This is a genomic window from Paenibacillus sp. 1_12 (assembly GCF_900114475.1).
Classification (GTDB): Bacteria; Bacillota; Bacilli; order Paenibacillales; family NBRC-103111; genus Paenibacillus_S.
This window is the reverse complement of the sequence record NZ_FOTE01000021.1, coordinates 1-14,381: the sequence shown is the minus strand read 5'-3', so window position 1 is coordinate 14,381 and position 14,381 is coordinate 1. Positions and strand designations below refer to the sequence as shown.

General features: G+C 41.5%; 14 protein-coding genes. 1 reads left to right on the top strand and 13 read right to left on the bottom strand.

Going from position 1 to position 14,381, the window contains the following annotated elements; genetic code table 11:
- Positions 1-10: 10 nt before the first annotated feature.
- From BM210_RS28510 to BM210_RS28480, 7 genes are all read right to left on the bottom strand, one after another.
- Positions 11-1,669: an ATP-binding cassette domain-containing protein gene (locus BM210_RS28510; protein WP_091175808.1), complete on the bottom strand. Its 1,659-nt coding sequence runs from the start codon at positions 1,667-1,669 to the stop codon at positions 11-13.
- Positions 1,666-2,664 (bottom strand): ABC transporter permease, encoded by a 999-nt coding sequence (locus tag BM210_RS28505; protein WP_091175806.1) that lies wholly within the window; start codon positions 2,662-2,664, stop codon positions 1,666-1,668. Before BM210_RS28505 ends, BM210_RS28510 begins: the two co-directional genes overlap by 4 nt.
- Entirely contained in the window at positions 2,651-4,300 is a 1,650-nt protein-coding gene (locus BM210_RS28500) for an ABC transporter substrate-binding protein (protein ID WP_091175803.1), read from the bottom strand. Before BM210_RS28500 ends, BM210_RS28505 begins: the two co-directional genes overlap by 14 nt.
- 59 nt (positions 4,301-4,359) lie before the next feature.
- Positions 4,360-4,965 (bottom strand): hypothetical protein, encoded by a 606-nt coding sequence (locus BM210_RS28495; RefSeq protein ID WP_091175802.1) that lies wholly within the window; start codon positions 4,963-4,965, stop codon positions 4,360-4,362.
- The gene (locus BM210_RS28490; protein WP_091175801.1) at positions 4,962-5,609 is read right to left on the bottom strand and encodes a hypothetical protein; all 648 of its coding nucleotides are present in this window, start codon (positions 5,607-5,609) and stop codon (positions 4,962-4,964) included. The genes BM210_RS28495 and BM210_RS28490 overlap by 4 nt, the downstream gene beginning before the upstream one ends.
- Positions 5,606-6,130: a hypothetical protein gene (locus BM210_RS28485; protein ID WP_091175799.1), complete on the bottom strand. Its 525-nt coding sequence runs from the start codon at positions 6,128-6,130 to the stop codon at positions 5,606-5,608. The genes BM210_RS28490 and BM210_RS28485 overlap by 4 nt, the downstream gene beginning before the upstream one ends.
- Positions 6,131-6,797: 667 nt before the next feature.
- A complete protein-coding gene (locus BM210_RS28480; RefSeq protein WP_091175798.1) occupies positions 6,798-7,445 on the bottom strand; it encodes a 2OG-Fe(II) oxygenase in 648 nt (215 codons plus the stop codon).
- Positions 7,446-7,891: 446 nt separating this feature from the next.
- On the opposite strand from BM210_RS28480, the gene BM210_RS28475 reads away from it, so the two are divergent.
- Positions 7,892-8,521, top strand: coding sequence for a YfbR-like 5'-deoxynucleotidase (locus BM210_RS28475; protein WP_091175796.1), 630 nt, complete (start codon positions 7,892-7,894; stop codon positions 8,519-8,521).
- A gap of 465 nt (positions 8,522-8,986) precedes the next feature.
- Here the strand turns inward: BM210_RS28475 and BM210_RS28465 are convergent, their stop codons facing one another.
- The 6 genes from BM210_RS28465 to BM210_RS28440 form a co-directional block, all read right to left on the bottom strand.
- Positions 8,987-9,376: a retropepsin-like aspartic protease gene (locus BM210_RS28465; RefSeq protein WP_091175793.1), complete on the bottom strand. Its 390-nt coding sequence runs from the start codon at positions 9,374-9,376 to the stop codon at positions 8,987-8,989.
- Positions 9,367-9,624 (bottom strand): hypothetical protein, encoded by a 258-nt coding sequence (locus BM210_RS28460; RefSeq protein ID WP_091175792.1) that lies wholly within the window; start codon positions 9,622-9,624, stop codon positions 9,367-9,369. Before BM210_RS28460 ends, BM210_RS28465 begins: the two co-directional genes overlap by 10 nt.
- Before the next feature lie 408 nt (positions 9,625-10,032).
- Positions 10,033-12,804 carry an AAA domain-containing protein gene (locus tag BM210_RS28455; RefSeq protein WP_091175790.1) on the bottom strand — a complete coding sequence of 924 codons (2,772 nt, stop codon included), beginning with the start codon at positions 12,802-12,804 and terminating at the stop codon, positions 10,033-10,035.
- Positions 12,805-13,098: 294 nt separating this feature from the next.
- Entirely contained in the window at positions 13,099-13,392 is a 294-nt protein-coding gene (locus BM210_RS28450; RefSeq protein ID WP_091175789.1) for a helix-turn-helix transcriptional regulator, read from the bottom strand.
- Between the two features lie 6 nt (positions 13,393-13,398).
- Complete coding sequence (locus tag BM210_RS28445) at positions 13,399-13,764, bottom strand: type II toxin-antitoxin system RelE/ParE family toxin (RefSeq protein ID WP_091175788.1); 366 nt, start codon at positions 13,762-13,764, stop codon at positions 13,399-13,401.
- 323 nt (positions 13,765-14,087) lie between these two features.
- On the bottom strand, positions 14,088-14,381 hold a 294-nt coding region (locus BM210_RS28440), incomplete at its 5' end, for a transposase (protein WP_143101113.1).

Here is a 14,381-nt window from a genome sequence, read left to right as displayed (position 1 = left end):
GAGCCTCCCGTTATACAAATTGATGATAACGCTGCTTACCTTTGCTTAAATAGTGCTGCTTCTGTTCGCCCTGTACCTGCATGCCATCCTGAAGAACGATGATATCATCGGAAATATGCAGCGCTGCAGGAATATCATGCGTGATTAATAGCAGCGTCATACGATACTCCTTCACTTTACTGACTAGCAGGTCGAACACTTCTCTTTTAACAATCGGATCCAATGCTCCTGTAGGTTCGTCCGCAATTAACACCTTTGGCTTATTCACAAGTGCTAGTGCTATCAATGCTCTGCTTAGCATGCCGCCGCTTAATTCATGAGGATATAAAGACATGACATGAGCTTCAAGCTGTACCTCTGCCAACGCAGCAATCGCCGCAGCTTGTTTCTGATCCTTGCCTGTTTGCAAGCGCATCGTTTCATAAAACTGCTGGCCAATCGTCATAATCGGATTAAAGCTGTTCCTTGGATCCTGAAAAATATAAGCAGCATCCACCCATCGCTGCATCGTACACGGTTCACCATCCATATAAATAGGGTGACCATCAATCATAACGGTGCCGTTCACCGATTCATGTGGCACAAGTCCATAAATAGTTCGGGCCATTGTCGTTTTGCCTGACCCTGATTCTCCAACCAAGGATGTGATACTCCCCTGCTTCACTTCAAATGAGATCGGATAAATAATGTGTTTTTCGTCATACGTTACTTTTAAATCACGGACGACAATCGCAGGTGGCTGCTCACCAGCATCCGCCAAATGACATCCAAGGGATACTCCTTTAACAGAAGATTTTTCACAGCCTATTTGCTGCTCCATTGCTTTCACCGGTACAACACGACTTTCTTTTCGATTCAGCTTAGCTGCAAATCGATTTCCCGTCATTTTGCTCTCTCCGACCAACGCAAGCGCAATGGTGACAATAAGAATGGCAATCGCAGGCGGAACAATCATCCATAGCCATGCATCCGTAATAAAGGTTTGTGTACGTGCGAACGCATCTTGAAGCATTTTCCCCCATGATATGGTGCTTGGATTACCAATACCAAGAAAAGACAAGCTTGCTTCCATAGCTACAGCAGAACGAAACGAAAGAATAAACTTTGTCCGCACAAGAGGCCAAATAAACGGAAGCAGATGATGAACTAAGATGTAAGCTGTCTTCCCGTTATATAGCTGGGCTGCTTTGACAAATTCCCTTTCCTTCAGCGATAACACAGAAGCTCGAATCAGCTTCATATATCCCGGCCACGTTAGCAAACCGAGCGTTAAAATTAATTGCCACGTACTGCCTCCCGTAAAAGAAGCAACAATTAAAATAAGCAGCAAAGAAGGAAGAACTAACAGCATATTGGCTATGCCGTTTAACAAGGGGTCCAATCTTTTCGAGTAGCCCGCAAGTAGACCCAAGCTAGCACTTAACATCGTGCTGATGATCGTAACCATTAAACCAATATACAAAGTCGTTCTGGCACCATGCACAAGCTGACTGAAAATGTCCTGTCCAATTGTATTCGTACCCAGCCAGTATTGTTTAGATGGAGGCAATAACCTGTCCGCATCTATCGTAAAAGGCGAGGTAGTACTGATAATGGGTCCAAATAAGGCGACCATAACAAAAATACCAAATAACCATACACCAACACGCTGAGATCCGGTTAGCTTCATCCTCTCGCACCTCTTTTCACAGCGGTCCGAATCCGTGGATCCAGATAAGGGTACATCATATCCGCAATAAAATTAAGAAGAAGCACAAATAGCGTCATCATTAAAAACAATCCGTGCAGCAACGGGTAATCCCGACCAAGAATCGCCTCTTGAAGCAGCTTGCCTACACCCGGGTAAGCAAACACGGTTTCCACAATAATAGAGCCAGCCATCAGCGCTCCCATACGAATAATAATCATCGTTACAAGCGGCAGTGCAGCGTTGCGGGCAATATGTTTGAACATGATTCCTTGCCAACCTATACCCTTTGCCGAGGCAAATTCAGTGTACGGTTCATTACGAACACGGATAGCCTCATTACGCATAAGCAAATACATTCCTGCCAGACTTCCTATGGTAAGCGTAAGCGCAGGCAGTACAGCATGGCGAACGATATCCGTCACATGATCTATCCATAAATCAGAGCGTAAAAATGCTGTTTGAGCACCGCTCAGCGGAAACCATTTAAGCTTTACTGACATTGAAATTAATAAAACCATACCAATTAAAAACTCAGGAATCGTACTCAAGCTAAGCATGGACAAAAACAAGCTGCGATCCATTTTACCTGGATACCGCCACGCAGAATAAAGACCTGCCAGCAAACCGATAATAATCGAAAAAACGCTTGCAATTCCCACAATACATAAGGTCCAAGGCAAGCGCTCTATAATAATAGCGTACACAGGCGCTTTATAATTGATCGACAAGCCAAAATCAAACGTAAAAATACCTTTCAAATATTTCATAAACTGTGTGCCAACAGAATCATCCAAATGATAATATTCCAGCATTGCCGCCTTCTGTGCTTCCGTCAAAAACACGACGCCGTCTTCGCCGCCACCCATAATATATTCAACGGGCCCCCCCGGCAAAAGCCGAGGAAGCCAGAAGTTCAATAACAATACGAATACCAAAACGAGCAGGTATGAACTGTATTTATTATTTTTTAACATTAACTAGGAACACCTTGTTTTCCCATAGCGGCATACCATCAGCTATCCCGCCGGAAGTATTTTTCCATCGATCGAATGTTGCGGCATTATGAATGTCATAGAATGGGCGATGATAAAGAACGAGAGTAGGCAGTTCTTCAGCAAGAATATCTTGCATTTGGTTTACAATTTCATGACGTTTCCCTTCATTAAGCTCCTGCATTTGCTTTTCAGCAAGCTTATGGAACTCATCAAGCTTCAAGCTTTTTCCGCGTGAAGACCACATATTCGCAGCTTGACCGGAAAACCATAGACGTAAATAATCTGGATCACCACTAGCTCCGATATGACCTGTCAAAGCAATATCATAATTGTTTTCGCCTAATGCGACAGCAAAAGCAGCGGAATCAAGCTGTACAAGGTTTAATTCGATGCCAACCTTTTTCAGCATTTCTTTCATCATGGTTGCATCCTGCATGGTTGAAGAGGTCATCAAATTTAATTTCAAATCTTCACGAACACCATTCGCATTTTTCTTATATCCAAGCTCATCCAATAATTTCTCAGCTTGAGCAGGATCATAAGCATATTGCTTAACATTTTTGTTGTACCAAGTTGAATCAGTCGGCACAACACCGGCATTACCTACCATCGGCTTGCCGCCTGTTATTTTACCTGAAATTTCTTCACGATTCAGTGCATACGCAATCGCTTGACGTAACCGTTTGTCCCCAAGCTTAGCATGATCCATATTAAAAGAAATCCTTACTACGCTACCGGTCGGTTCACTTTTAATCGTTTTAAAACCTGCTTTTTCAGCTGATAGAACATCGGCATAGTTTGAAGTATACGTTTCATCGATCTCGCCGTTTTGCATAGCAAGCAATTTATTGGACGCCGACACGAAGGCTATTTCTTTGACTATTACTTGGCCTTTAAAGAAATTATCGTTAGCCTCATACAAATATTGTCCAGAAGCAGAATCATATTTTTTCAGCTTGTATGGACCTGTTCCGATCAAAGCTGCATCATCGCGGAATTCTATCGGCTTGGTTACTTTTTCCCATCCATGTTTAGGAATGATCGGTACTATACCAACCAAATCACTAAGGAATGGCGCATATTTATTTTTCAGATGAAACGCTACTGTCAGATCATTAATTTTTTCCACACTTTTAATTTGGCTGATGTCACCGTTCCAATTAAACGGGTAAGTTTTATAGTAATTGAAGCTGAACACAACATCGTCTGCAGTAAATGCTTTACCGTCATGCCACTTCACGTTGTTTTCCAAATTGAACGTATAGGTAAGCCCGTCGTTCGTTAGTTCCCATGATTTTGCGAGCCATGGAATAACACCTGTATCATCTTTCCAAGTCAATGTATCGAAAATCAATGAATTTCTTAAATATCCGAAAGGACCCGATGAACTAAAAGCAAATGGAGATGGATAGCCGTTGTTGCTGCCAGCAATTTTCAAAATATTTACTATTGGAACCGTTGCCGCCGGAAGAGCCGCATCAGTAGCAGCTTGTGGGCTTTTAGGCTGTGAATCACTAGTAGTCGAGCTGCTTGCACCATTTCCCCCCATGCATCCTGTAAGGAGTATGATCAAGCTTAGCATCATCAACGCCATTGTTTTTTGCATCTTCTTCATTTCTTTCCTTTTCCCCCTTGTGATTGATTATCATTCTCAATTCAGTACACGAATGGACACTAAATGTGCCCATTCGCCAACCATGGCAAAAATCCGTCTAAAAATTGTTCGGTCGCGGGCATAAAATACGAACCATAATGATACTCAGGATCAAGCGTTGTTAAGACCAGCGTACCCTGCGTACTTTTCTTGTCCACATACATAATCGAACCGTCATTCTCAATCTCAATAAGTGACTCCACTTCCTGCTCAGGGAAAAATACGCCATGATAATGCCAAGTTGCATCTTCAAGCTGAATATAACGGAATAGATCGTGTTCGGGCTTTGTCAGTACAAGGCCACTTTTGGCACTAGGCTCAAGCCACCACCAAAAATTTGTGGGACGAGACTCCCAGCGATGACCCGGAAACCAGCTTTGATGCTGAGCACCAAAAGCAACCACTGTTTTTCCGCTGTTCAGAAAAGCATGAATTTGATCCAGATGACGCGTAACCTGCCCCTGATGAAGCTGTGAAGAAACGATTAACACATCAAACGTATCCAGGTCTGTAGCTGCAAGCTTGGGTAAATACAATAATTCAGCTATATACTGTTTATATTTCGGTTCTGTAAAAGAACGGTGTTGATGCGAGCTGCCTGAATAGAGAACCGCTATCTTTCTCATCTTTGTGCCCTCCGCTGGTGGAGTGTTTGATGCTCTTCATAGAGAAAGCGTTGAAACTGTTCTCCGATGCGGCCCGCACTATTCGTTTTGTGACGATACTTTAAAAGATTGCGGCCCGCATGCACAACAATCGTCCCTCGACTGCTTAAACGATCGATATACGTAATCGGCTCATCTCCTGCAAGTCGTAGCAGCACTTCTGCTCCATCAGGAATCGGATGATGCCCACGGCTGAAAAACCCAGCCACTCCTTTGTTGTATGTAATGTCATCTGACAGCACACCTTCAAAAATCGGATGATCAAGCACTGTCACCCTATAATCACGATATGAATGAATGGTTTTCGGAACAAATAAAGATGCGCCCGGAATCCAGTAACGGAATAAATGTCCGCTAAAAAACAATATATTTCCTTGATCCAAAAATGCCTGAATGCGCTCCTTTTCTTCAGCCATTAATTCTTGATCAATGAATTCATCCATAACTAAAAACTTATGCCCCACCCCAAGTAAATCGTACGAAGCAAAATCATACTGATCAAGCACCTTCGTATTCAAATCATTTTGTCCGTCACGAACGGTCTGTTCGCTAAAACTGGCACCCGAATCTAACAAAAGGAAATCCGCTACTGCAGTATGACTCATGAAAGTCTTTTGACCTCCAGCAGCTCAGACTGTGGAAGTGCCAAAGCCTTCTCACACAAATCAGCCTTAAGCTGTGTATTTGCTGCCGAATCTTCTTCAGTCATCGTTCCTTCTCTACCTTTTTTCAAGTAATCATAAAACACAGCAGGTAAAAAGTTTGGCTTCAATGCGACTTCCACCGATGCCCCCTGTGAATTCGAGATCACGTAAGCATAGGACTGAGGACGGTACGGGTCATATTGGGCCACTGGATAATCAACATCAACCGTATAAGCTCCGCGTGTCACTGCCCGAGTTGTATATTCGAACGCATCACGAAAGCCTGGTCCTGCATGACCAGAATGTACAGACAAACTACTGCGTTCTGGAATTTCCTCTTTATATAGCTCAGCTAACGCCGCCTGTACGACACGGAAACCTACACCAATCGCCATCAAAGCTAGATTTCCATGATAGTTACGAAGCTCAGAGAACTGTAGCGTCAAAACTTCCCCACGATCTTTTATTTTAATGACTGACACGATCGACACCTCACCTTAATTGATAATCATTCTTAATGATAATACTATGAATGATAATGATTATCAATCTCTTTAACCCTATTTAAACTGCTTGTTTGTCTGTCTTGTGAAGGTAACATTTGGGAGGTTACCAGGAGCTGGTGAAATCATATACTACGATTGCCAACGATTAGGAAATAGTCGCAAGCATTGCGCAACAAATTAAGCACGTCACTTACCGCTGAGGCAGTCGTGACCGAACCAAGGAATGCAATAACAAGGAATTGCAGCGAGGATATATCGAAAACTACGGCATTGACGAACTAGAACACCGGATCTTCAACGAAAAGCTCTTCCATACCAGGTCGAGCTTCTGAAAGAGTACAGGAAATTAGCTTCACGATAGAGCAAGGAGGAAGCCGCTGGTGTCGTTATTGCCGGTACGAATCACGAAGATTTCGCCGCATTCGTAGACAAGTAAGAGCTGTTTCGTCTCAGCGGCGATGCTGTGTAACGCAAAAGGGAGCTTTGCCACTATACTTCAGTGGCAAAGCTCCTTTTCGTTTTTCTGGATTTGCAGTATGGAGACAGGGGGAAGTCACAGATTTGATATCACTTGAGGGTTACTAGAATTAGTAACGACCTGGCTTTCCATTGCTTCCAAATCACTCAGAACATGATCATATATCTAGGAGAAACGAAAGGCTTGTCTTCTCATCCACATCGTTGCAACCCACTTTTCCCCTTTAATCACTGGCATACCTGCATGCAAGGTGAAGTCGTTTAATTCATGATTATTGTAAAAATATTCGAAGTAGACTGCCATGCCTTTGTTAGGAACAACAGATAAATTAAGCATGGGGAACGCCGTTTCTCCGCCTTCCTCCACATCATTCAAATACATCACGAGCGTACTAATTCGATTGTTGGCACTTGCTCGACTCGTTTCTGCGAAAAAATCATAATGAGGTCGATACTCTTGGCCAGGAGTATACAGCAAAACTTGCAAGCCATCACTATGCTCGATAGGAATATTCATAATTTGAGAGAGTCGCTTCTCGATTCTTGTAATCGTCTCATTCTCCTCACAGAACACCCCGCTACTCGTTCTAATTTGATTGACCGCATGATCTTCGCCTATTTTTGAACGTTGCAATTGTTCCCGAGAATGTTTAATTAGCTCATCGCATTCCTCATCGCTAAGCACATTTCCTAGTAAGACGACCAGAGGCACCTCGTACTTGGCAAGAATTCGAATCTCTCGATCTTCTGTCTTGATCGTATTTCCAGCATGATCAAATATCGTCCGTTCTTTCTCTGTCGTATTCCCTATCATCCTAATACTGCCCCTATATTATGACATTCACCATAAAAATACGATACCATAAAATGGAATCTATTACTCTACTAAATTTCAGAAAAATCAAAATAATTAAGCTACCTGGTATTGATAGAGGCGAGTGGATTATCGATATTCAGATTTAAGTCGCTCCCGTTGCTCGCTCGACGATGGAAACCTTAGCGGTGAATATCGATCCCGCACCCCTTCGCTGCGGCCCGTGCGGACTGAACCCCTGACAGGGGCAACGTTAGAGCATGTGCACTTGAAATAGGGAAACACATTAAAGCGGAGATTGGTTTGAAATATGCTCTGGATTGGAGCAGAATAAAGGTAATGATTTATTTCCGTATATTACCTATTTAATTTAATCGTCAGTTAACAATTAAGCATTAAACTAACTATAACGATTCACATTTAAATAAAGAAAGGAATTGCATGTTATGGGAATTCATAAGTACTTTCAATCACTTAACGATCTCGAACGTATTATCCGTTGTCCTGGAAAATTTAAATTTGAAGAGCACAGCGTATCCGCTCATTCATGGAAGGTTGTACAATACGCAAAAACATTGGCAGACATAGAGGAAAGTAATGGCGTCACGATAGATTGGAAGAAGCTTTACGAGATTACTAGCAGCCATGATTATGGTGAAATATTTATTGGAGATATTAAAACACCCGTTAAGCATTACTCACTGGAACTGCGCGGCATGCTGCAGCAGGTAGAGGAAGGAATGATTGCTCTATTTATAGAGGAAAATATTCCAGAGGAATTCAAACCTATTTTCCGCAGACAACTGCGTGAGGGCAAGGACGATTCCGTAGAAGGTCTAATTCTCGAATTGGCCGATAAACTTGATCAAGTCTATGAGGCCCTTACTGAATTGCAAAGAGGCAATACAGAGAAGGAATTTGTGATTATGTATCGCGAAGCACTCATTAAAATCAAAAAAATAAAGCTACATTGCGTAGACTATTTTTTAAATCACATTTTACCTGACATTGTTAAGGAAAGCTCCAATTGTCCTATTGACATCAAAAGGATTACAAAAGAAGCGTTAGAGCTTTAACATAAATTTAAACCCCAACACTACATCACATGATTTTATATGTAATTAAGCATAAATCGCTGCATTGCAGCATTCCTCCATTACATTTTCAACCTTTCCTTCCTCTCTTCTCTTTCCTTCACTTCTCAATTAATTCCAATAACCTTCCTGTTTGTCTTACCTTCTTTCCATGAACTGTTCATAAATACCGATTTGACCGTTAGGAAAGGTAAGTTGAGTGCAATTGATTTCGCTATTGACGGTACGAAATACGAGGATTTTGCCGCGTACGTAAATTGCAAGATCTGTTTCGTCTCAGCGGCGATGCTGTGTAACGCAAAAAGGAACCTGCCACCATACTTCAGTGGCAAAGCTCCTTTTCGTTATAGTGGATTTGCAGTATGGAGACGAACCGCTGTGTGGCAAATCCACAATTCGTCGCCATGTACTGCGTAGGATTTTTGGTGAGGCTGCTTAGTGAAATTATCACATTGAGGAATATACCAACATTTTATCCGTGTCAATAACAAGCTTAGCTGCTCGTAAGAAATCGAAACCGATTATACCTTGAATATCGATACCGTAATCCATCACACCAATTTCAATTTTACAGGATTTCACAAACCAATCACCTAAAGATACAGAATCAAACCATTTCGTGAAAACGATTTCAGTCCCACCAACCCCATGAATGATTGCTGTCTTATCTGTCCCCTCCGGTTTGACTCCAATTTCAGAAACCACATCCGCGTCCAAAATAGTTCCAGCTGATCCCGTATCTAAGAGTACATTTTTAATATGAAGTTTTCGTCCATCAAATATGACGTCAATATCAACAATTGGAAGACCATATAACAATCTCAGTTTTACCGCCATCTTTTAAATCCGACCCATTTCTCCTCAATCTTCAAATCAGGACGCGAAGTGTGAATAAAATAGATTTCTTTAGCTGGCTGGCTCCTGTGCAATTCTTTATATCGTTTCATAGCATCCGCCGAGTCCTCGTATCGATCAATGACAGTAACCGAATCAATACAGCGAAATCCATCCTCGGAATAAGCTTCTGCAGCTTCAAATACAATCCATTCATCGGGAAACTTTTCTCGTACTTCTTCCCATTGCATCTCGCCACCTCCAGCGGAATTTGTCCACCTTATTATATCATAAATAAAACCAGATCAGACAACGTCTGATTAAGGTCTATTTTTCTAACAACCGAGTCGAGCCACTGTCCCCAAAAGTGGCCTAAACCCTTGCTGGGAAAGGGATTCAGGATTCTGAGGCTTGGCGAGGCAAATCCACAATTCGCCGGCGTGTGATGCTTAGGTTATTTGGAGAGGTTGCTCAAAAAATTATATTGGACATTCAGCTAAACTTAACAGATTGTTTGGTTGGGATCTGCCAGGAACAGTCTTTAAATGATGTAGCATTACAGCAATAAAGAGCTCATTTTCCGACCCCTAGCTCCGTAAATTCAAAAGTTCCCGCATCTTGCCCTGCTTAATTGAAAAGTTAGCCCCTGCATTTACCATCTATTTCCGAAAAATCGAATCTAACTTCATCCTAATCCTCCGCTCCTCCTCGCTACCTGTTGTAGGCAATCTAAGCAAAGGTAGACTATAGGTTTTAAAGATACTATCCTTCAATCGGTCTCGCTCTAGCTGCCTAGGATTAGGATTATTTTCATGAAAAGCGAACCCATCAACCTCAATAGCAAAAACTGGCGACTTATCAAGCTTATTATAGAAAACAAAATCAACCGAAGCACCGTTCTTCACATAACGTCGTTCCTCGTCTGCCAACTTATCCAGATGAGTAAATAAGTTACCTAGAAACACCTGATTTCCTAATTCAAGCATGTTATATTTCGACTCGCACAATATTTCTTCCAGTAAAGTACGCATAATATTCTCCGAGTCGTACTTTGACTGTTTTATGACTCGCCTCTTAAAGGCCACCAATTTTTCCGAATATTCCTTGTAAAGCAAATCAAAAATGGATACGATCTCACTCTCCACAATATTGTCATCCACTGTGCTATACTCCATGTAACGAATCAAATCACCAATTTCATTGCCGTACTTGCGGAATAACGAGTGATCGGTTACTAGAATGAATTTTTGCTGAGCTCTCGAAACCGCCACATTTATCATACGAGGATCGTTGACAAACATTAGGTTTATTTTTCCGGCACGTGAGCTATCAAGTACTGAGGACATAATCATCACTGGCTTTTCACGACCTTGATATTTGTGAATGGTATCAGATTCAATTTCTTCGGAAAATTGGCTTGACGCTTTATCAACCTGCTTACGATAAGGTGTCGTAAACCCAATATCGACGTGCCTATGAATGGCTTCTTCTAGATCGACAAGCACTTCCTTTTCAATGACATCCAACTCCCGCTGGTTGAACTTCCCGCTCCGTCCCTGCGTCACTTCTCTCATATGATTTCCAGCACTTGTTCGGTAGATCAATAGGGGGTTATCTCCTTCTTCCTCCTGGGTAAAAGCAATAAGCTGTCCCTCGTAGTACTTTTTATTACAAAATTCAATGATCTTGGGGTGACACCTGTAATGTTCCCTTAACATCACTTTCGGTACAGTATCACCGTACAACTTAAGCATAGAAGACAACAGATTCTGTCTAAAGTAATCGTAAGGGCCGCCTTCTTCCACCGTGGCAATACCTTTTTGTTCTATTGTCATGTCTACAATCTGTGGCAATTGCTTTATATCCCCCACAATAATGGCATGCTTGCAGCAAGAGAGGGCAAGTGTAGCCGTTAAAAGATCAACCTGTGATGATTCGTCAATAATTACATAATCAAACATGTAATTTTCGCGGACACAATTACGCAAAGAATGCGTCGTGCTTAACATTACTGGATATTTCTCAAGAAACTTACCGAAATCCCTCTTATATGAGTCAGCATTTGCCTGAAGTGGTTTGCTGTCATGATATTTCTGATAAAGTTTATGGCGAAATAATTCTTCTGAATATTGCTGATGTTCTTTTAACAGAGATTTAAATGAATTTTGATCCAATTCGTGTTCAATGGTTGATATTTGATGAGCCAATTGCTCAATCTTCAATTCGTAGTATCTTCTCTGGAAGTTCAAAATAATTTCCAATTCTCTATTCTTTAATTTTTTGAAGTTAAAGAATCCATGTTGAAGTAATAATTTTATCTTATAAACCAGACCGTCTGTTTTTCCTTGCTCCGCAGCAATATGGGCATCAACTAAAAAAGATAGTATACTATCAGGTGTCTGGCGATAAAATGATAACTTTTGAATATGTTCAATGTCTTGATTATTGTAATAAATCTCGAAATGTTCCCGCTCCAAATTATAAGCCGATAAGCTCTGTTGATATTGAGCCTTCTCCCGCTCCATCTCCATTAACTGATGAATTCGGACATCAATTTGTTTGATTTTAACCAAAAGATCCCTCTCATCAATTTCACTTTTCCATTTAGAGACGTCTTGGTAAGGAGGATTAGCAAAAAAGCTTTTCTTATTGTCCGAGTTGCCCAGAGCTGCCACAAAAAAATGATATCCTCCTTGCTCCATCTTTTCCCACACATTTTGCACAGCAGCATTGTTACCAGATACGACAGCGACCGTCTTGTTTTGCATCACTACAAGGTTGGCCAGTATGTTCAGGATGGTTTGTGTTTTCCCCGTCCCGGGTGGACCTTCGATAATGGAAACTTGGCTATGTAGGGCATTAACAAGTGCTTGCTTCTGACTTAAATTATGTTTAAATGGAAATATAGGCTGGTAATTGGTTTGGGGCTCTACCCTTACTGGGCTCCCGTTTAGATAACAGCTCAAAACACTTTCTGGACTAATAAAATTAAGCTTGTTTAATTGCTTTTTTAGGAAGCCATCCTCTTCAGAATTACCTTCCATAGTATGTAAATGCTGTGAAATTGCTTTTAAGTAACAAAGCACATCATTAGCCATGGGAGTTGTAACTCCGGTTTTCTCAATCCGTAAGGAATTTGTATCATAAACGCGATATGTAATGTTATTAAACTTTACTCTTATTTTAGTTCCAAAACTTAGTATTATGTCGATATTAGTAAGGGGGATATTCTTATGGTATACCCCCATATCCTCAGTAACCTTTGTTATTACTGGATTCTCAAGAACCTCGAAGTCCCTTAAGGCACACGGATATAATTGTTTAGCCCCTCGATAGGCAATCCAAACTACTGAGACGAGAATATCATACGATTCAATAACGGCCGTCTTATCCTCACCTTTAATCAGCACTAAATATTTCTCCTCATTCATAAAGGAACCCTTCCAGTTTGATTCAATTAATGTAAAAATACGACAAAATATCTTAACATTCGCCATCCCAAATTCAAATCCTGCAAATGGAACCGTGTTTTGCTTAAAATAAAAAGACGATACCGCTAGATGCGTCTTCAAACGCAATAGCTCGTACCGTCACTACTAGGGAGATAGACCATTAATTTTCATTTGTAACCAACTCGAACCCCTGTCCGAAGATAACGACACACAAGCTTCTACGGGTGTAGCTACAGTTTTGATGTCACCTTAGTATCACTCTGACATAATTTTTTAGCCTACACTAGCTGACGCAGCCTCTTCCATACCATGCAAACTTAACTTCATACCTAGAGCAAGTGCTAACTTAAATACTGTATCTAAACGAGGTATTGATCCGCCATTTTCGATACGAGCAATGGACTCCTGATGAAGACCCACTTTAACGGCTAGTTCCTTTTGCGTCCAACCTAACTCAACTCGTCTTTGGTGGATGGCATTCACTAATTGTGCGACCGCTTCAAGCTCATTCATCCTCTTTGGATCTATGGACTTTAATTCCTTCTTTTTTTCGCTCCAGCTTTTCATAATCGATCACTCCTTCCGCTTTCTAGAGAGCCATTTCTCCATTCGTCCTTCAGCAATTGCAATTTCCCTCGGAGGTGTCTTTTGAGTGGTTTTGCCAAAGTGATGTAGTAGAACAAAGCGATTCCCGTTCCAGCCAAAGAATAGTATGCGGTTATTACCAGGACGCAGCTCCCATATATCACCTGAGATCCGTTTTGTAAACTTCTCACCCGCTCGCGTTCCTTTATCTTCTAACCGATTCAAGCAATAGATAATTTGCTCTAGTTGAACCCTAGCATTCTTATTATTGTGGGCAGCACCATCAAGCACATCAATAAAATCCTCAACAGGCTTGTTACCCTCTTCATCTTCATAAAACAATATATTGTACAAATCTGCCTCCGATTTATTACAAGTATACTCATTGTTCTTTTCAATTATAACATATAGATCATATTATTGCATTCCGAATTTTAAACTATGCTCAACGCAAAGAGAGACACCCTTCAGAGTGTCTCTTGTTTGTCTTTGTGGAGACGAGGAGCGTGGGACCCTGTCCGAAGATAATAGAACATAAGCTACGGTGTAGCTACGGCTTTGATGCCACCCTAGATGTATCGGAATCTTGTCTAACTCTCAATCCTAAATTAATGGGGTCTGTCAAATCTTTTGTGTAAACTCTTTTAAAAGACTTCTCCCCGAGGGGAGAAAAATTTTCAGCGCAGATGCTGGCCGATGCGATCTGGATAGAAAACGGACAGCTGGAGCAGCATTTGACCCCAGTTTTGGACGCGGCCTGTCCACTTTCGAGTGACGTCCATGGTGGCCAAATAGAGCATCTTTAAGAGCGCTTCGTCCGTTGGGAAGATGCTTTTTCCTTTCGTTACCTTTCGAAGCTGACGATGGTAGCTTTCAATAATGTTGGTTGTGTAAATGAGCTTGCGAATCTCTGGCGGATACTTAAAAAAGGTAGCTAGTTCATCCCAGTTATTACGCCAAGAGCGAAGGAT